This is a genomic window from Paenibacillus sp. FSL R7-0048 (genome assembly GCF_038004505.1).
In the GTDB taxonomy this organism is placed as follows: Bacteria; Bacillota; Bacilli; order Paenibacillales; family Paenibacillaceae; genus Paenibacillus_AQ; species Paenibacillus_AQ odorifer.
This window is the reverse complement of record NZ_JBBORF010000001.1, coordinates 4,119,436-4,137,955: the sequence shown is the minus strand read 5'-3', so window position 1 is coordinate 4,137,955 and position 18,520 is coordinate 4,119,436. Positions and strand designations below refer to the sequence as shown.

The 18,520-nt window shown below is 43.1% G+C and carries 17 protein-coding genes; 13 read left to right on the top strand and 4 right to left on the bottom strand.

Annotated elements, in window-relative coordinates; translation table 11 throughout:
* Positions 1 to 45: 45 nt before the first annotated feature.
* Positions 46 to 1,740 (bottom strand): M3 family oligoendopeptidase, encoded by a 1,695-nt coding sequence (locus NSQ91_RS18485; RefSeq protein ID WP_036688094.1) that lies wholly within the window; start codon positions 1,738 to 1,740, stop codon positions 46 to 48.
* Positions 1,741 to 2,123: 383 nt separating this feature from the next.
* On the opposite strand from NSQ91_RS18485, the gene NSQ91_RS18480 reads away from it, so the two are divergent.
* The 8 genes from NSQ91_RS18480 (at position 2,124) to NSQ91_RS18445 (ending at position 10,206) form a co-directional block, all read left to right on the top strand.
* Positions 2,124 to 3,308, top strand: a complete 1,185-nt coding sequence (locus NSQ91_RS18480) for a GntR family transcriptional regulator (RefSeq protein WP_076128248.1) — start codon at positions 2,124 to 2,126, stop codon at positions 3,306 to 3,308.
* 246 nt (positions 3,309 to 3,554) lie between these two features.
* Entirely contained in the window at positions 3,555 to 4,820 is a 1,266-nt protein-coding gene (locus tag NSQ91_RS18475; RefSeq protein ID WP_076128250.1) for a glycoside hydrolase family 125 protein, read from the top strand.
* A gap of 44 nt (positions 4,821 to 4,864) precedes the next feature.
* Complete coding sequence (locus NSQ91_RS18470; RefSeq protein WP_076128252.1) at positions 4,865 to 6,169, top strand: ABC transporter substrate-binding protein; 1,305 nt, start codon at positions 4,865 to 4,867, stop codon at positions 6,167 to 6,169.
* Between the two features lie 64 nt (positions 6,170 to 6,233).
* A complete protein-coding gene (locus NSQ91_RS18465; RefSeq protein ID WP_036688088.1) occupies positions 6,234 to 7,121 on the top strand; it encodes a carbohydrate ABC transporter permease in 888 nt (295 codons plus the stop codon).
* A 33-nt stretch (positions 7,122 to 7,154) separates the two neighbouring features.
* The gene (locus NSQ91_RS18460; RefSeq protein WP_076142466.1) at positions 7,155 to 8,042 is read left to right on the top strand and encodes a carbohydrate ABC transporter permease; all 888 of its coding nucleotides are present in this window, start codon (positions 7,155 to 7,157) and stop codon (positions 8,040 to 8,042) included.
* Positions 8,043 to 8,075: 33 nt separating this feature from the next.
* Positions 8,076 to 9,131 (top strand): glycoside hydrolase family 76 protein, encoded by a 1,056-nt coding sequence (locus tag NSQ91_RS18455; protein WP_076304058.1) that lies wholly within the window; start codon positions 8,076 to 8,078, stop codon positions 9,129 to 9,131.
* A 12-nt stretch (positions 9,132 to 9,143) separates the two neighbouring features.
* Positions 9,144 to 9,326: a hypothetical protein gene (locus NSQ91_RS18450; RefSeq protein ID WP_256716481.1), complete on the top strand. Its 183-nt coding sequence runs from the start codon at positions 9,144 to 9,146 to the stop codon at positions 9,324 to 9,326.
* Complete coding sequence (locus NSQ91_RS18445) at positions 9,262 to 10,206, top strand: glycoside hydrolase family 76 protein (RefSeq protein WP_340921517.1); 945 nt, start codon at positions 9,262 to 9,264, stop codon at positions 10,204 to 10,206. The genes NSQ91_RS18450 and NSQ91_RS18445 overlap by 65 nt, the downstream gene beginning before the upstream one ends.
* 64 nt (positions 10,207 to 10,270) lie before the next feature.
* Here NSQ91_RS18445 and NSQ91_RS18440 read toward each other — a convergent pair whose 3' ends face one another.
* On the bottom strand, positions 10,271 to 11,377 hold the full coding sequence (locus NSQ91_RS18440) for a glycoside hydrolase family 88 protein (protein ID WP_076304059.1): 1,107 nt from the start codon (positions 11,375 to 11,377) through the stop codon (positions 10,271 to 10,273).
* 212 nt (positions 11,378 to 11,589) lie between these two features.
* Here NSQ91_RS18440 and NSQ91_RS18435 point away from each other — a divergent pair, with 212 nt between their 5' ends.
* Positions 11,590 to 13,044, top strand: a complete 1,455-nt coding sequence (locus NSQ91_RS18435) for a glycosyl hydrolase family 28 protein (RefSeq protein ID WP_076304060.1) — start codon at positions 11,590 to 11,592, stop codon at positions 13,042 to 13,044.
* Between the two features lie 7 nt (positions 13,045 to 13,051).
* Here the strand turns inward: NSQ91_RS18435 and NSQ91_RS18430 are convergent, their stop codons facing one another.
* The gene (locus NSQ91_RS18430; RefSeq protein ID WP_076304061.1) at positions 13,052 to 13,909 is read right to left on the bottom strand and encodes an AraC family transcriptional regulator; all 858 of its coding nucleotides are present in this window, start codon (positions 13,907 to 13,909) and stop codon (positions 13,052 to 13,054) included.
* A gap of 121 nt (positions 13,910 to 14,030) precedes the next feature.
* Here NSQ91_RS18430 and NSQ91_RS18425 point away from each other — a divergent pair, with 121 nt between their 5' ends.
* The 4 genes from NSQ91_RS18425 to NSQ91_RS18410 all read left to right on the top strand — a co-directional run bounded on the left by NSQ91_RS18425 (position 14,031) and on the right by NSQ91_RS18410 (position 17,063).
* On the top strand, positions 14,031 to 15,614 hold the full coding sequence (locus NSQ91_RS18425) for a glycoside hydrolase family 43 protein (RefSeq protein WP_076304062.1): 1,584 nt from the start codon (positions 14,031 to 14,033) through the stop codon (positions 15,612 to 15,614).
* A gap of 92 nt (positions 15,615 to 15,706) precedes the next feature.
* Complete coding sequence (locus tag NSQ91_RS18420; protein ID WP_340919266.1) at positions 15,707 to 15,979, top strand: hypothetical protein; 273 nt, start codon at positions 15,707 to 15,709, stop codon at positions 15,977 to 15,979.
* Complete coding sequence (locus NSQ91_RS18415; RefSeq protein ID WP_340919263.1) at positions 15,973 to 16,539, top strand: hypothetical protein; 567 nt, start codon at positions 15,973 to 15,975, stop codon at positions 16,537 to 16,539. Before NSQ91_RS18420 ends, NSQ91_RS18415 begins: the two co-directional genes overlap by 7 nt.
* A 161-nt stretch (positions 16,540 to 16,700) precedes the next feature.
* Positions 16,701 to 17,063, top strand: a complete 363-nt coding sequence (locus NSQ91_RS18410) for a DUF1304 domain-containing protein (protein WP_076304064.1) — start codon at positions 16,701 to 16,703, stop codon at positions 17,061 to 17,063.
* 379 nt (positions 17,064 to 17,442) lie between these two features.
* Here NSQ91_RS18410 and NSQ91_RS18405 read toward each other — a convergent pair whose 3' ends face one another.
* Positions 17,443 to 18,330 carry a fructose bisphosphate aldolase gene (locus tag NSQ91_RS18405; protein WP_076194668.1) on the bottom strand — a complete coding sequence of 296 codons (888 nt, stop codon included), beginning with the start codon at positions 18,328 to 18,330 and terminating at the stop codon, positions 17,443 to 17,445.
* Positions 18,331 to 18,520 lie beyond the last annotated feature (190 nt).

Genomic DNA, 18,520 nt, shown 5'->3' with positions numbered 1-18,520 from the left:
GCTAAGAAGCAGGGATTGCTTTTTTATCGGTACTGCAAGGTATTATTAAAGTTCTTTATCATTAATGCTGTTTAACCAGCTTTCAATCTCTCCAATGACCGAACTAATGCAGCCATCTTCAAAAGGTGAAGTCAGGCCCGCAAGTTCAACCAGCTTGATAAAGGATTTGCTTCCTCCAGCTTGACATAACTCTAAATAATCACTCCAAGCGGATTTAAAATCTTCATTTGAACGTTTCCAGAACTGGAAGGCACATAGCTGTGCTAGTGTATAGTCAATGTAATAGAACGGGGAGGCGAAGATATGGCCTTGCTTATGCCAAAATCCACCTTGTTCCAGATAAGCATTACCTTCATAATTGCGGTGCGGCAAATATTTTTTCTCGATTTCTCGCCATGCTTGCTTACGTTCAGCAGGGGTTGCTTCAGGATTGCTGTAAACAAAATGCTGGAATTCATCTACAGTAACTCCGTAAGGAATAAACTGAAGGCTATCTGCCAAATGATTGAAACGGTATTTGTCTGCATCCTCTTCAAAGAACAATTCCATCCATGGCCAAGCAAAAAACTCCATGCTCATGGAATGGATCTCACAGGCTTCATAAGTAGGAAAAGCATATTCAGGTACATTAATATTTCGGCTTTCATACACCTGGAAGGCATGCCCCACTTCATGGGTCAAGACATCAATATCCCCTGAGGTTCCATTGAAATTCGAGAAGATAAAAGGTGCTTGGTATTGGCTGAAATAAGTACAATAGCCACCGCCTTGCTTACCTTTTTTACTTACTAAATCCACTAGATTGTTATCCAACATAAAAGTAAAAAATTCATCAGTTTCCGGAGAGAGCTCTTTGTACATCTTGGATCCGTTAGCTACAATCCAGTCAGGATCTCCTTTAGGAGTGGCATTGCCAGTCTTGAAGCTGAAGTTCTCGTCATAAAACTTCAAGGCATCCAGACCTAGGCGTTCGGTCTGCCGTTTCTTAAGCTGTTGGGAGACGGGTACGATATGCTCCAGAACTTGTTTCCTGAAGTTGGCTACCATGTCGGCGTTATAATCGGTACGCATCATCCGGTCATAACCTAGCTCAACAAAGTTGCTGTAACCAAGCTTTTTAGCAATGCGGTCACGGACTTTAACTAGCTCGTCATAGATTCGATCAAATTCACTTTCATGTTCAGACATAAAATCATATCTGGCTTGTGAAGCACGTTTACGCATATCGCGGTCCGTGGACAATTCAAAAGGAGTAAGCTGAGTCAGCGTGCGTTCTTCGCCTTCGAATGGAATCTTGGCGGACGCGATAAGCTGAGCGTATTCTGTAGAGAGTTTGTTCTCCAATTGTAAATCTTCGATGATTTCTGGACTAAAAGTACGCAGAGCTACTTCTGCAAGCTGAAGCAGCTGCGTGCCCCATTCTTGTTCGAATTCGGCTCTGTATTTGGAATTGACGAGTGCTTTGTAGTAGTCCGTTATGTATTCCTGAACGATAGGGCCAATCTCGTCCATGAATTCCTGTTCAGCCTTGTAGAATTCATCTGTTGTATTGATCGAATGGCGAACGCTAACCAATGTCTGCAGGGTGTCAAACTCATTGCGAAGCTTGTTAATAGCGGTAACGGAAGCCTTTTGCACTTCTAATGGCTCGGTGTCATTGAGATCTTTAAGCAGGTTGTTAAAATCCTGTTTGAACTTCTCTACATCCGGGCGCTCATAGCGATAATCATTAAATTTCATTAACTATTCAACTTCCTTTCTATACCAGATAGTCTCTATTATATATTCTGAACAGCAATTTACGATAGACCTGTGTTAGCTGTTTTTGAATAAAAAAAGAACAAATGGACAAAAGTGTAAAAACTTGTTAGATGAAATACGGTTTGATATTATCTAAGAATATAGTAGAAATGATATTTATAGCGATTACTTAGCCTTTATTTAACCAGCATTCACTGAATACGGGTTATCTCTGTTTATATACGAAGTTTTGTATTTTTCCACTTTACATCCTTCCTCCCTCTTTTTTTGCTGTAGCCGCACAACTGTCGACAAACTTAATATATCATGATATATTATTATGTATAAGATGAAAAAATTAGAGTCAGGAGATAACGAAAGTCATGAGTGAGACAACATCATCCAAACCGATGTATGAAAAAATATTTGATGAAGTGAAGCAGCTTATCGTTAATAAATCCTATGGACAAGGGGAACGGGTTCCCTCAGAGAAAGAACTGGCTGAAGCCTATAATGTTAGTCGGATTACGAGTAAAAAAGCTCTGGAAATGCTCGCCGCGGAACAATTAATTGTGAGAAAACCGGGGAGAGGTTCATTTGTGGCAGATCCAGCAGTCGATTACATGGAATCAGCGATATCTCCGGGGACGGTCTCCGACGGAACTGTTTTCAATTCCTTTAACCATGAGGAAAAGACGATCGGTCTGGTTATTACCGACTTTGGCAACAGCTATGGCACAGGTTTGATTTATGGCATGGAGCAGGCTTCACGTGATAATGATTGTTTTCTGGTTTTAAGAAGAACCTTTGGGGTGCCGGAGAACGAAGAGAAATCTATTCAGAAGTTGCTCAGCTTAGGTGTAGATGGTCTGATCATTTTTCCGGCTCAAGGCGAATTTTTTAATGCGGAGATTCTAAAATTGGTGATAGGGCGGTTCCCGCTAGTTCTGGTAGATCGCCATTTAAAAGGAGTGGCAGCAGCATCGATCAGTACTGATAATATGCAGGCTGCACTCAAAGGTACGGAGTATTTATTTGATCTCGGGCATACTAATATCTCCTTTCTCTCTCCACCTCCAGCGGATACCACAGCTCTTGAAGAGCGGGTAGAGGGATTTATTCAAGCGCATGCGGAACGGGGAATAGCTGTAGACAAGGGATTGTGGGTCAGTGATTTGACCTCAACACTACCGGATTCCTTCAACGATGAGAATATTGAACATGACATTTCGCGGCTAATTTCTCATTTGCAAAAGAATCCAACAATAACGGCGCTTTTTGCTGTGGAATATAATATTGCGCTGCTGGCTAGAACTGCGGTCCAACGACTTGGGCTACGAATTCCAGAAGATATTTCGATCATTTGCTTTGATAGTCCGCCAACTCCACTTGGTTCGGGTTATGCATTTACCCATTTACGGCAAAATGAAGAAGAGATGGGGCGGCTTGCAGTAGAAAATGTATTGCGAATTATGAACGGGCAGAGTGTGTCCAATAAGATAATGCTGGAAGCTGAGTTAATTTCTGGTGAATCCACAAGCTCCGCTAAACAATCTATCTCTAAATAGAATTTTGGCTTATTCTCCAAATTAAACATATATTAGTTGTTATAAAAACCTATCTTTTTGGATGGGTTTTTTTATTTGTTTTAGATATGTATTTATCATTATAGATGTATTGATATATCATTATAATAAAATAAACATATTGACATACTAATCACATGACAATATACTAATCAATGAAAGCGCTTCAAATTTAAAAAGAAAAAGGGGGTATTATAACTGAAAGCAACTAGAGAAATACCCGAGTCAATGCATAAACTGGCATCTAGCGTAAAAGCACAGCTGAGTGATCGCCCGAAATTAGCCGAAATGTTCGAGAAATGTATGGCCAACACCTGGAACACAACCTTAAAACGAATGCCAAACGGAAGCACTTTTGTTATTACCGGAGATATTCCAGCGATGTGGCTACGGGATTCCGCCGCACAGGTCAGACCTTTCCTAATCCTTGCCTCCGAAGATGAAGAAATTGCAGACATGATTGAGGGACTTGTACGTAGACAATTTACTTACATCCAGCTTGATCCGTATGCTAACGCATTCAATGAAGAAGAAAGTGGGCATGGCCACCAAGAGGATCTGACGGAGATGAGCCCGGGAGTCTGGGAAAGAAAATATGAAATTGATTCGTTATGTTATCCAATCCAACTGAGTTATCTGCTCTGGAAGAATTCGGGCCGTACTAGTCAGTTTAATGAGTCGTTTGTAACAGGCGTAGAAAGAATCATAACATTATGGACTACCGAACAGAACCATGAGCGCGATTCAAAATATCTTTTTCAACGGATGAACTGTCCGCCCACGGATACGTTAGCTCGAGAAGGCAAAGGGACGTTGACGGCTTATACCGGAATGACTTGGTCTGGATTTCGTCCTAGTGACGATGCCTGTGAATATGGGTATTTGGTTCCGGCCAATATGTTCGCGGTGGTTGTTTTACGATATGTGTGTGAAATTGCCCGTGAGATTTTAGGTGATCAGGAGCTGGAAAAGAAAGCTAGAAAACTATCTGACCAGCTTAATAAGGGAATAAGTGAGTATGGAATTGTAGAACATCCAGAGTTTGGAGCGGTCTATGCTTATGAAGTAGATGGTCTGGGACAGGTGAATTTTATGGATGATGCAAATGTACCTAGTCTACTCTCTATCCCTTATTTGGGTTATGTGACTGCTGATGATCCTATTTATAAAAATACCCGTGAACTTATTTTAAGTAGCACTAATCCTTATTTTTTCGCAGGAAAAGCGGCTGCTGGCATTGGAAGTCCGCATACGCCAAATCGGTATATCTGGCCCATAGCTTTAGCGATGCAGGGAATGACATCTACCCGCTTTGAGGAACAGGAAGCCTTACTTCATCTGCTGGAGAAGACGGATGCAGGAACTGGATTTATGCATGAAGGGTTTCATGTGGATAATCCTGATGAATTTACACGTCCATGGTTCTCTTGGGCAAACATGATGTTCTGTGAGCTTGTACTCATGCGCTGCGGTAAGCAGATTAAGCGCGGATGAGACCAACAAGGTTTGAATAATCGACTCTAAAGGGGATAGAGAACATGAAAAAATGGCTGGTTACCTCAATTGTTTTGGTAATGACTACTGCACTTGCTGCGGGCTGCGGTGGTAATAACGGATCTGCGGACAAAGAGACCGGAAACACAAGCAAAGCTGGGAGCAGTACCGGGAAAAAGACAGAGCTTACCTTCTGGGGAGATTGGGGCGGTGAGGGGCAGAAGCAATTCGAGACCATGGTGGATGCTTTTAATAAATCGCAGGATAAAATTCACGTAAAATATGTGCTGCAACAGGATATGATCACGAAATTCCTAACTTCTGCGACCAATGGCGGCACTCCTGATGTACTGTTTTGGGACCGTTGGAGAACTTCGCTGTATGCCCCGAAAAATGTACTGCATCCGGTGGATGAATACTTAACGCGTGACGGTATTTCCGAAGATGATTTCTACAGTGAATCCCTACGGGAGCTTTCATACGATGACAAATTATATGGGCTGCCGCTTACAGTAGATGCCCGTGCTCTTTTCTATAACAAGAAGCTGCTCGCAGAGGCAGGACTTCAGCCTCCAACAACTTGGGATGAGCTAGAGGCAGCGGCTACGAAGCTAACGAAATGGAATGGCAATAAATTGGAGACTGCAGGTTTTTCTATGGGAGATTTGGGACTTTTTAATATGTATCTCCAACAGGCTGGCGGCACCATGCTTACAGAGGATGGAAAGACCAATTTTAATAATGAGCAGGGCAAGCAGGTGCTTGAGTTCTGGGATCGCCTAATGAACAAGGACAAAGTGTATAAAGTAGGGTTCGAACTTGGACTTGGTGAAGGGCAAGATGCTTTTGTCACAGGTAAAGTGGCTATGCTGTATTCCGGTCCGTGGATGCTCAGCACCTATAACAAATATGGTAAAGACCTGGATTATGGAATCGTTCCTCCTCCAGCCGGACCAAATGGTGATAAAGGTAGTGTCATGGGTGGATTTGGGCTAGTGATTCCAGAAGGCTCCAAACATAAGGAAGAAGCATGGGAGTTCATCAAATGGTGGACAGCGAACAAGGATAACGCGTTGCTCTGGGCAAAGACGAGTCTAAACCTGCCGGGTTATAAGCCATCGATGGAAGATCCATTTTTCAAGGATGATCCAAAGTGGCAGCCGTTTCTGGAAACGTTGGAGTTCGCCAAGGTTCGTCCGAACCATCCTGGATATTCCGTGATGGAGACTGATGCTTTGGCCCCTAATTTGCAGCTTAATCAGCAAAACAAGATGAGCATTGATGAGACCTTGAAGAAATCGCAAGAAGAGGGCGACAAAATGCTGAAGGATAATGAAGGAGTGAAATAATAAGTAAGACATTTGAAGTGAAGGGAGGTTTCGCCTCCCTTTTGCTTAGGAGGGGGTAGCTGAAATGGCTTCCATCAGAAAGCTAGAGAAACATCAGGCGCGGACGGCTTATCTGTTTATTACACCCACGGTATTGCTGTTTACAGTATTCACAGTCATCCCTGTGGTAATGGCGCTATATTTAAGCTTTACCAACTACGATGTACTTAGTAGAAACGATTGGATCGGTTTTGATAACTATCGCCGTTTGATAGAGGACAGTTTGTTATGGAAAACATTCCGAAATGTATTTCTGTATTCCATCATTTTCGTTCCATTTAATATTCTGATTTCGCTTCTCCTCGGGATTCTGCTTAGTCGATCCTGGCGTGGGGTAAAGTTGTTCCGCACATTGAATTATCTGCCTACCCTTACATCCGCCGTTGCTGCTGCTACCGTTTGGATCTGGCTTTTGCATCCTGAATTTGGTTTGGTTAACGGATTGTTGTCTTATGTTGGGATTACGGGTCCAGCTTGGTTATCCGAGACCCGAACGGCGATGTTATCCATTATTATGCTTACCCTCTGGCAATCGGTAGGTTCTAATATGATTATCTACTTGGCAGGTCTGCAGGGCGTGCCCGACTATTTGTATGAATCTGCACGGCTGGACGGTGCTAATAAGCTGGCTTGTTTCCGGTTTATTACTTGGCCGCAGCTGCGACCAACAACCTTTCTTGTCAGTACGATGTCAATCATTGGTGCGTTGCAGTTGTTCGACCAAGCTTTTGTGCTGACGCAGGGTGGTCCGGCGAATATGACAAAGACTCCAGTTTATCTGATCTATCAGCAGGGCTTTAATCAATTGCAAATGGGGTATGCGTCTGCACAAGCATTTGTGCTTGCTGTGGCGATTCTCATTTTCTCACTAATAAACATGCGGATCACAAAGGCGGAGGAGTCCATTGTATAAGCCGGGCTTGCCATGCAGAAGGGGGATAGAGGTATGGATACTAGCGGAAGTTCGTTATTAAAAAGAAGCTTAAGCAAATCTATCTATTATATAGTGTGCATAGTTATAGCTATCGTAATGTTTCTACCTTTTTATTGGAGTGTTCTTACATCCTTGAAGCCTGACGAAGAGATCTTCGCCATGCCCATCCGGTGGTTTCCTTCACATTTGACCTTAGAACACTATCGTAAGGCATTTACTACGGTTCCGTTTGCGCTCTATTTCTGGAATTCGCTTGTACTTGCAGTAGCGGGTGTATTGGCGAATCTGTTCTTTGGTTCTATCAGTGGTTATGCGTTCGCAAAATTGAATTTTAAGCTCAATAAGCCGATATTCCGCGTGCTGCTTGCGGCGATGATGATACCAGGCATTGTGACGATGATCCCCACGGTTTATGTCATGCGCCATATTCCTCTTTTTGGAGGAAATGATATTTTTGGTAGCGGGGGTAACGGGCTGATGAACTCATTCTGGGGGATTATTCTTCCGGGCGCTTCTGGAACCTTTGCTGTGTTCTTCATGCGGCAATTCTTTCTCACCTTACCTAGTGACATGATGGAAATGGCCCGGATCGAAGGCTGTGGAGAGTTTAAAATTTTTTGGCGGATATATTTGCCGTTGACTAAACCAGCGCTGGCTACTTTAAGTATCTTTACCTTCCAAGCGGGCTGGAACAGTTTCTTATGGCCAATGATTGTGCTGAATGATCCCGACAAAGCAACGATTCAAATGGGACTTCAAGCTTTTTCCTATAATTTTCAAACAGACTACGGTCCAATGATGGCTGGAGCGCTAGTAGCAATCTTGCCGATATTGGTGTTGTTTTTAGCGCTTCAGCGTTATTTTGTACAAGGGATAGCCTTCAGTGGTATTAAGGGCTAATGCAATAAAAATCGAACCAGGGAGAGAGTCTATATGAATCAATTGGAGATAGGGATTTGGGAGGAACGGGCGAATCAAGCACAAGCTGCATTGGATTCATTCTTCTGGAATGAAGCGATCAAAATGTACAATATAGAAACACCTTGTCCAAATGGAGAATGCAACACGATTTTTCATTATTGGTGGATGGCCCATGCTGTGGATGTATTGGTAGATGGACTACAGCGGACTGGAGAGAACTGGTATGCCAAAAGGCTTTCCGCATTTCATGAAGGTCTGCTACAACGAAATGGTGGTATGTGGCCAAATGAGTTGTATGATGATATGGAATGGATGGCTCTCGCGTGGCTTCGTGCTTATCAAGCAACAGGAGTGGAAGGTTATAAAGATACAGCCCTTCTTTTATGGAACGACATTCAGACAGGTTGGAACGAGCATATGGGCGGTGGGATTGCTTGGCAGAAATCACAGTTGGATTATAAAAATACACCAGCCAACGCACCGGCAGCTATACTTGCGGCACGCTTGTATCAAGCTTTTGGTGAAGCTAGCAATCTTGAATGGGCGTTAAAAATATACAGATGGCAAAAAGAGCATCTAGTAGATCCGGCAACGGGTTTTGTATGGGATGGCATGAATCGCACTGGCGATGGAAAGATCGATAAAGATTGGAAATACTCCTACAACCAAGGTGTTTTCATTGGCGCAGCAGTTGAACTGTACCGTATCACTAAAGAGCAGGAATATTTAGAGGATGCTCGTCTAACCTTTGCTGCCGCAGCCCATGAACTTGCTGACTCTGAGGGAGGTGTGCTGCCAGATGAAGGAAATGGTGATGCGGGACTGTTTAAAGGAATCCTGATTCGCTATACAGCTGAATGGGTCAAAGCTGATTCCGCAGCAGTTAAAGCTGTAGATTTCCTGCGAGCGAATGCAGAATGTCTCTGGGAACAAGGAAAGTCAGAGGATAAAGTGTTGTTTGGCACAGATTGGACTTCGACTTCCGCTGGTGTGATTCAGCTCAGCTCCCAGCTTAGTGCGATCAAGCTGCTTGAGAAGATGGCTGAATTAACTAAAGAACAGGGTTGAGGTGAGTTCTTAATGACACAAGCAAAGGAAGCCATAGAAGCAGTCAGTTGGCAGGAAAAGTCCGAGTGGTTCCAACAATGTCTACTACGTAATTATTATAATGCTGAGACGGGGATCATGAACCAATGGTATCCCAGAGCGTACAACGTTAGCGGGGGAAAACTTTTATTATTGGTGGCAGGCTCATGTCATTGATATTTTAGTAGATGGTTATGAGCGTAGTGGAGATCCTGTGTATTCCTTGAAAATTATGGAGCTAAGTCAGAGTCTGCAAGCTTATAACGGGGGGACTTTCAGGCATAATTACTATGATGATATGGAATGGACAGCATTGGCGTTGCTGCGTGCTTATCGGGTAACAGGACATGAAGCCTATTTAAATGCTGTGCTTGATCTATGGGAGGATATTAAGACGGCTTGGAATGAACAGTTGGGTGGAGGTCTGGCGTGGAAGAAGGATCAGCTAGATTATAAAAACACACCTGCCAATGCACCTGCCGTCATCCTTGCAGCCCGGTTATATGAACTTTTTCATAAGCAAAAGGATCTGGAGTGGGCGCTCCGTATCTATGAATGGAACAAGACATATTTGATGGATTCTACGACTGGTTTTGTGTGGGATGGGATGAATAGACTCGGGGATGGCCAGATCGATTACGATTGGGAGTTTACTTACTGTCAGGGGGTGTTTCTAGGCGCTGGCCTAGAGCTTTACAAGAATACGGGTGATGTTCATTACTTAGAAGATGCGAATCGAACGGCTAATACATGTATTGATCGGTTATGCGATCCAATTAATCTGATGTTGCCTGATGAAGGCATTGATGATACTGGATTGTTCAAGGGCATTCTGATTCGTTATTTGGTTCAGCTCTGTAAAATATCTCCTGTAAATATCCGTATTCGCGAGGTTATATTGGCCAATGCAATGCAGTTGTGGGAAAAAGGTCTGGATAAACAACTGGGTCTATGCAGTTCATCCTGGGAAGTGAAACCGGAGCTTCCGGTTCAGCTGAGTATTCAACTCAGCGGCTTGATGCTGCTGGAGGGTGCTGCGGCACTGGTGAACGAATAGCCTGAAATATAAAAAGACACCTCAAGAGAGGTGTCTTTTTGTTGTTTAAATTAACTATCTGCAATTAGAAAATCCGATGTTTCCAGCCATTTAATTTAGCGATAGCCTCAATATAATAGTAGTCTCCATAGATCAGGGATACATCAATGAAGGAATTGCCACTGCCAGTTCCGTGCAATAAAATCGCTTCATGCTCCGGCAGCTCCCAGGTTGCGTAATTTTCCGTCAGTGAGCGCAGAATTCGCTCCGCTGCATTTGCATATAGACTTTTTTCGCCTAAGGGTACGATATCTGCAAGCTCTAATAATCCTGAAGCGGCTATAGAGGCTGCGGAGCTATCTCGGAACATCCGGGTATCATCCTCTAGGCGGAAATCCCAATAAGGGACTTGATCCTCAGGCAAAGCAGAGATGAAATAATGTGCGATCCGCTTAGCAGTGTTCAGGAAACGTTCATCACCAGTGTGGCGATAAGTATTGATAAAGCCGTACAATCCCCAAGCCGTTCCTCGGCTCCAAGAGGATTCAGCCGAGTAGCCTTGACCGCCAAAATTCTCAAGATAAGCACCTGTCTCTGCGTCAAAAGAAATAATATGTTTGGTGGATCCATCCTCACGTATGCCATATTGCATTGTCGTTTCGGCGTGGCTAATTGCAATATGCTTATAGCGGGGATCACCTGTCACTTTGCTGGCCCAAAACAGCAGGGAGATATTTAACATACAGTCGATAATTACCCAGCCGTATTTATCTTCATTCCATGCGCGGATGAATTTGCCTACAGGATTATAGCGGGCAGCGAGGAAATTCGCTGCTTCAATCCCTCTGCGCAGGGCATCTTCGTCACCTGTAATTGTATGTTTGATTACAGCTGTCGGAAGGAATTGGAATCCCACATCGTGATGCATCTCAACCGTTGGTTTAACAAACCATTCCTCCAAGGTACCGTCCCAATGCCAAGCAGCCTCCTTGTAAAGATCTTTTCCGGTCATATCATGCATAATCCAGAGGAGTCCAGGCCAGAAACCTGTGGTCCACCAGTCTGAACCGATATCATCAAATTTGCCATCTTTTCCGGCGAAATGCGGGCACTTATCACCGATTTGCTCTATCATACGTTCTACTTTTGTATCGAGTCTCCCCATGATCTCCTGCCAATAAAGGTTTTTCATTATTACTGCCTCCAGTGAAATTAGGATGTTATGAGTATAGCTTTCTAAAGCTCAGGAAAGTTGTGTTTTGATATAAGGAAATGTTTGATTATTGTCATGTTGAAGTTGGCTTATAATCTAAAACTGACAAAATACAAACATTTCTGCATAACACATTAAAACTTTATCGGTGTTGGAAGCGATACAATCGAAATGAACAGGAGGATGGTAAAGTGGATGATTTACAAGTATATAAAGCACCTAAAGATATCCCGGGACGTGAGGATTATAAGGTTAGAGTACGGCAGCCTGAAGGAGAATGGCATAGCTTGTTTATTTACGAGGTTAAGGTAGATATGCATGAGGTGCGTCCTGCATCCATGGCTTATTTTGATCTGGAAGGTACAGTAGAAGTTGAAGTCACCTGTCTTTATACGGAGATTGATTGTGTGAACATTGCTCCGGCTTCGCGAGGGATCTCTTACGAATATCATGGAAATACCATTTTGTTTAAGCTAACAGGTCCGCAAAAGTTATCGATTGAGATCAACGGTGATATTTTTCGAAATCTGCATTTATTTGCTAACCCTAAGGAGAAGGATGCCCCTCAACCAGAGGATGCTAATGTCCTAGTAGTCCAACCGGGTATACACCGGAAACCTGATCTTTTACGGCTGCTGGATAATGCCGCTGCTGATCCTCGTGAAAAAAGGAAGGTGCTTTATTTCGCTCCAGGCACACATTATATAGAAGAAACAGTATTGCCGGTCCCTTCGGAAACCACGGTGTATCTTGCGGGAGGTTCAGTGCTTGTAGGTTCCTTGGTATGCGAGGGAGTTCATGATGTATCCATTCGTGGTCGCGGTATAATTTATCTTGCGGATTTTCATCGATTCTCGGCCTTTCGAGGGATACGAATTGTTTTTTCACGATCTATAAATGTGGAAGGTATTACCGTGATTGATCCGCCACATTACAGCATTTTCATCGGGCAGTCTGAGCAGATTGTGATTGATAATTTCAAATCGTTTAGCACTCGGGGGTGGTCTGATGGCATTGATATTATGTCTAGTGCTGAGGTTAGGATCCGGGATGTTTTTATGCGTAATTCGGATGATTGTATTGCTATTTACGGCTCGAGATGGGATTTTTATGGGGATACCCGTAATATTAACGTTCGTGATTCCATTCTGTGGGCGGATGTCGCTCATCCATTGATGATTGGTACACATGGGGACCATGAACAGAACGGAGACACCATCGAGTCTATTGTTTTTGCAAATATTGATATCTTGAATCATCACGAACCGCAAGAGAACTATTGGGGGGCACTGGCGATTAATGCCGGGGATCGAAATAGGGTATGTAATGTTCTATATGAAAATATACGTGTGGAGCGTATTGAGCAGGGGCAGCTAATTGATATGCGGGTGGTCTATAACAAGGACTACAATCCAGAGCCGGGGACAAGCATCCGGAACATTACATTTCGCGACATCAGCTATAGCGGGACGGCCAACCCTTCACGAATTTATGGATATGACGAAGAGAGAGCTGTTGAAAATGTGACCTTTGTCAATTTAAAAATCAATGGTGAATTGGTGGACGTCCCCCGCCCAGAGCTGATAGATATTAATCATTTTGCTAAAAATATACTCTTCGTTACTGAAAAAAATACGGTTGTGTAGATTGGATCTAATTACTTTTTCTATATTTTAATGGCGTCGTCCCTAGGACTCTTTTGAACAGTTGATTGAAATAAGAGGCATTTGGAAAACCAACAGTGATTCCGATTTGCTCCACAGGCAGGTCTGTCGTTCCTAACAAGCGGCAGGCCTGTTTGATCCGGCGGGCAGTCAGATAATCAACAAGCCTTCCTCCGGTTTCCTGATGAAAGATTCTGGAGATATAGGATTTGGACAAGTGAATCTCCTCAGCTAACTGATCCAGATTAACCTCCTCATGATAATGCTCTTCGATAAAACTCATGATTTTCTCAGAATAACGCAAGGTTCGCCGTTCTCCGGATTGGAATACATGCTGATCTTCAGTTCCTATATTGCTCAATAATTGAAGAATTAACAGTGAAATGTCTTCGGTATCCTCAGTCAGACTGACTTTTTTATTGTGATTATATTGCTCCAGAATCCACTCCACAGACTCAACGTGAGCCTTAAGATCAAAGGCACAATGTGTATTTTTCCCTTGCCAAAGCGCTGTGAATAAAGCCTTCCTTTTCGCAAAACCCTCCAGCAGGTGTTCAGCAACATGTGGATCAATGTAGAAGATGGTTCGTTCAAAAGGACACTCGGGAGAAACCTCAGAATAGATCCGGTGCAGCTGATAGGGCTGGAAAAAGAATAACATTCCCCTGCGGATATCGTACATCTGCTGATTCACAACAACGTTTCCTTGTCCGCCATACACGAACATGACTTCACAGCATTGATGCCAGTGATAATAACCTTTGTAATAGTCGGCGGTATATATTTTATAATCCCAAATCAAGGTCTTATGTTCTTCAAAAACAACAGGTTCGAACAGCTGCTTCATAGGCCCTCCAAGATGACAAAATACAAACATTTTCTTATATCTCATTATAACTTTAATCGTTATGAAAGCGATACAATAAATACGTTAAACTATGAAAAATCCGGTAGTGGAGGGTAACATTATGACGCAAAAAATTGTTAATCCGGTGTTGGCAGGTTTTCATCCAGATCCGTCTTTTATTAGAGTAGGGGATGATTATTATATCGCAACCTCTACTTTTGAATGGTTTCCAGGTGTAGAAATTCATCATTCCAAGGATCTGGTTCATTGGCATTCCATTTCACGTGTTCTGACAGAAGCCTCACAAGTAGATCTGCGTGGTAACGTAAGCTCTGGTTCCATTTGGGCACCCGCGCTTTCTTATGATCAAGGCGTATTTTATCTGCTATTTACAGATGTGAAATCTCGCAAAAGTGTATATAAAGATCTGCATAATTATTTAATTACAGCGACGGATATCATGGGCCCGTGGAGTGAGCCGGTTAGACTTAATGGCAGCGGATTTGATCCATTTTTGTTCCATGATCTGGATGGGACCAAATGGCTGCTTAATATGCGTTGGGATTTCCGTAAAAATCACAATAACTTCTCTGGCATCATTATGCAGCAATATGACCCGGAGACTGGCAAATTAACGGGACCTATCCATGAAATTTATAAAGGGACACCTATCGGAGTGACCGAAGGTCCGCAATTGTACCAGAAGGATGGGTACTATTACTTACTGACAGCTGAAGGAGGCACCGGCATCAACCATATGGTCACCTTAGCTAGAAGCCGAAGCCTCACAGGTCCTTATGAGACGGATCCGGATTTCCCGATTATGACCACGGCGCATGATCTGACCTACCCGTTTCAGCAAGCAGGGCACGGATCGCTCGTAGAGACTCAGAATGGGGACTGGTACATGGCGCATTTATGCACACGCCCGATTCCGGGAACGTCAACGATGAATCCGTTAGGCCGGGAAACTGCGATTCAACGTTGTGAATGGACAGAGGATGGCTGGTTGCGATTGGCCCACGGAGGGAAGCTGCCTGCATTGGAGACCGTGGCTCCTGAACTGCCGATATTCACTTTTGAGGAGCTGCCAAACAGAGATGAATTTGATGGAGAGGTTCTTGGATTTCCATACCAAAGCTTGCGTGTGCCTTTTGATGAATCTTGGGTTAGCTTGAAGGAACGTCCGGGTTTTCTTCGTCTGCGCGGCAGAGAGTCGTTAGCTTCACTGCATGATCAGAGTTTAATTGCCCGGCCGATTCAACATTTTGAATGCTCAGCTACAACCTGTCTGGAATTCGAGCCGAATAGCTTCCTGCAAATGGCTGGGTTAGTCCTCTATTATGATGACAGTGATTACTATTATTTGCGTGTTACCGCAGATGAGATTCGTGGAACTAGTTTGGGCGTTGTGCTGTGTAGAGGTGGCAAATACGATGAGATTTCCTCTATGCAGCTATCTGTGAAAGATTGGGATCGTTATTACCTGAAGGCGGATATTCATGGACGTGATCTGTTGTTTTATGCTTCATCAGACGGGGTGAATTGGACAGCTGTCTGTACTCCCTTAGATTTTGGTACGCTTTCGGATGAATATGGCGGCAAGCTTGGCTTTACCGGTTCCTATGTCGGGGTATGTGCTCAGGATTTGGATCAGCAAGCGAAGCCGGCTTATTTTGACTATTTTGAATATAAAGCTTTATAGGTGTTCGGAAAAACCATAACATTCTTCATATTCTATTTTAGGATAAAATGTTAATTTTTACTTATCTTACATAGAAAGGGATGTTTGTGATTTTGAAAAAGACTTATAAAGTCGCAATAACCTGCACGCTCTTACTGAATCTGGCCCTGTCCTCTGCTGCAATGGCCGCACCCATCGACGTCGACGTGAGTAATTTGAAAGAAGTCCAAACTTCTGGACCGGAAAAGGCTTGGGTTGGAGAATGGAAGGGCGACGATACGATTATTGTGGACACACAAGGAAATGTTACTACAGTTGGAGAACTCAAAGAGTCATCAAGCTTTGTACCCCGGCAGATGACAATCTTATTAATAATGAATTGTTAGCACCGGAGCTAATAACACCTACTTTTGAACCTGATGCTCCGCAAGCAACTCTAGCTTCCGCTTATGGTCATGCGTGGCCGTATACAGCCGAAAATAGTTATGGGATTAACTGTTATGGTTATGCCTTAAGATTTCCAGGGGCAATCAACCCTGGTGATGGAGACGGGGTCTCAAATGTCAGAGATCCTGCCTATTTTACTAACGTGTATTATACTGCTGGTCTTGTGGTTCAAGATGGCAATACGAATCCTTTATACTTTAAACCGGGTTGGCGGATACTTCCGGGCCGAACTGCAGCGATTAATTCCGATGAACATCGAATTGCACTAAGAGTGGGATGGATCGACTCAAATGGTAATGGTAAAGTCGATATTCCTGAGGATAACGTTGATTACCACTTCATGCTTCAAAATAGCTCAGGTCTATGGTCAGAGAAACATGGACATCAAGCGTCTCAAAATACGGGAATTTCAGATCCTAGCAATTTCGTCTGGAGCAATGGTTCTCTTTATGGTTTTTACAATAGCGTAACCGTTTATATTGCTGCAAAAGTATTTTAGAATTTCATAAAACATTACGTATGGAATAGCGATAGTCTTTTTTTGAAGATTATGGCTATTCTTTTTTAGCGTCGAATTGTTTATGAGATGTTGTATACACTTTTGAGTTTTAATGTGATACAATTAAATTGTACACAAATTAAATTAAGGTGGTTATTTTGATGGTATGGGTAGCTAATATTATGGTCGGTGTTGTTGCGTTAATACATATCTATATTGTTTATTTAGAAATGTTCGCTTGGTCAAAGCCAAAAGGGCTTCGAGTCTTTGGAATGACACAGGAAGTTGCGGATGCTTCTAAAGCACTGGCAGCGAACCAAGGGTTATACAATGGATTTTTGGCGGCAGGTTTAATTTGGGGATTGGTTCATCCGAATGTAAATTTCGGTCATCAAATTGAAATCTTCTTCTTATCAACTGTTATAGTGGCAGCGTTATATGGCGGACTGACGGTGAAAAAGTCTATTTTATTTATGCAAGGACTGCCAGCTTTAATTGCATTAATCCTCGTGGTTTCGATTTAAGATAACATAGAAGTAATCGATTAGGTTTCTACCTCGCGTACATGCGTGGTGGAAGCCTTTTTTGCGTAAGATCAAGAAATTATTGGGTAAAGAAATGCACTGGATTAAAAACAGGAATTATGGATGGTGTACCAAGAAACAACAGAGAAGTGGTTGATTAATGTGTTTTAGCTACAGGTGTGGTCCTTAGATAAGATGTAAGGGACTTTAACAAACCCATTGCATGCTTGTGTGGGCTGAATGAGTAGACAGAATGGCGTTTAATCTGAAAGTTCTAGACTTTTAAAGTAAATTCTCATCATAAAAAAAGAGCTGCTACCCAGCAGGGAACACCTGTCAGGGAAACAGCTCTTTTTATGTGCTGGTTTAAATGAGGATCTTATTTAATAGAGGCTGCATAAATCGCTTCTACAGATTTGGAGAGGAGCGCGTTAAACTCTTCTTCTGACTGCCCAGCACTTAGTCCCTGCGATAACGCACGTGAGAAGCTGGCGATCAGTCCTTGATTATGGGCGAGCTTATCGTTGGCCTCCGCTTGTGTGTAACCGCCGGACAAAGCGACAATTCGCAAAACATGAGGATTCTCCATTAATTCACGGTAGAAATTATTCTCCGTTGGGATGGAGAGCTTAAGCATGACCTTCACGTCTTTGCCCAGCGTAGACAATTGGGCTGATAGTTCTTCTTTTAGCAGCTTCTCTGAAGCCGTTTTATCAGCACTGTGGATATCAACTTCCGGTTCGATAATAGGAACGAGTCCCGCTGCTAAAATCTGCTTGCCGATTTCAAACTGCTGTTCAACCACCTTTTTGATACCGGAAGGATTAGCCTCTTTAATCACCGAGCGCATTTTTGTACCGAAGATGTTACGTTCGTTGGCCCGCTTCAGAAGATCACTCAAGCCGGGAATAGGCTTCATTAGTTGTACTCCGTCTTCAGGGTCGGCAAGACCTTTATCGATTTTCAGGAAAGGCACAATCCCTTTTTTCTCCCATAGAAAATCGGCAGTATATTGCCCGTCTATGGAACGATCCATTGTGTTCTCAAATAAGATTGCACCCAGTATATGCTTTGAATCAAATGCAGGGCTCTTGATAATGCGCGTTCTCATCTCGTGAACCAACCCATACATTTGATCTTCATTAGAGTAACTGTCCTCTGCAACACCATATTGCAGCAGCGCTTTTGGTGTACTGCCACCACTTTGATCCAAGGCAGCTATAAATCCCTGTCCCGTCCGAATTCTTTCCCATTGCTCCATATTCATGAAAATACTCCTTCCTTTCGTGAACTGAATGAAAAATCTTATGTTCATTAACTATAACACTTAATGTACCAGCTCTAAACAAATGGCATTGTAAACTTGGCAGGTAACTAGTCTAATGTGAGTGGTTTGAATCTGCGTTATAAGGACTTCCGGATCTAATTGATCCATGGGGATGACGAGGTATCTACGT

Coding starts and splice junctions, on each gene's coding strand:
- NSQ91_RS18485 (WP_036688094.1), bottom strand. CDS start 1,740: ATGAAATTTAATGATTATCGCTATGAGCGCCCGGATGTAGAGAAGTTC.
- NSQ91_RS18480 (WP_076128248.1), top strand. CDS start 2,124: ATGAGTGAGACAACATCATCCAAACCGATGTATGAAAAAATATTTGAT.
- NSQ91_RS18475 (WP_076128250.1), top strand. CDS start 3,555: ATGCATAAACTGGCATCTAGCGTAAAAGCACAGCTGAGTGATCGCCCG.
- NSQ91_RS18470 (WP_076128252.1), top strand. CDS start 4,865: ATGAAAAAATGGCTGGTTACCTCAATTGTTTTGGTAATGACTACTGCA.
- NSQ91_RS18465 (WP_036688088.1), top strand. CDS start 6,234: ATGGCTTCCATCAGAAAGCTAGAGAAACATCAGGCGCGGACGGCTTAT.
- NSQ91_RS18460 (WP_076142466.1), top strand. CDS start 7,155: ATGGATACTAGCGGAAGTTCGTTATTAAAAAGAAGCTTAAGCAAATCT.
- NSQ91_RS18455 (WP_076304058.1), top strand. CDS start 8,076: ATGAATCAATTGGAGATAGGGATTTGGGAGGAACGGGCGAATCAAGCA.
- NSQ91_RS18450 (WP_256716481.1), top strand. CDS start 9,144: ATGACACAAGCAAAGGAAGCCATAGAAGCAGTCAGTTGGCAGGAAAAG.
- NSQ91_RS18440 (WP_076304059.1), bottom strand. CDS start 11,377: ATGAAAAACCTTTATTGGCAGGAGATCATGGGGAGACTCGATACAAAA.
- NSQ91_RS18430 (WP_076304061.1), bottom strand. CDS start 13,909: ATGAAGCAGCTGTTCGAACCTGTTGTTTTTGAAGAACATAAGACCTTG.
- NSQ91_RS18425 (WP_076304062.1), top strand. CDS start 14,031: ATGACGCAAAAAATTGTTAATCCGGTGTTGGCAGGTTTTCATCCAGAT.
- NSQ91_RS18410 (WP_076304064.1), top strand. CDS start 16,701: ATGGTATGGGTAGCTAATATTATGGTCGGTGTTGTTGCGTTAATACAT.
- NSQ91_RS18405 (WP_076194668.1), bottom strand. CDS start 18,330: ATGAATATGGAGCAATGGGAAAGAATTCGGACGGGACAGGGATTTATA.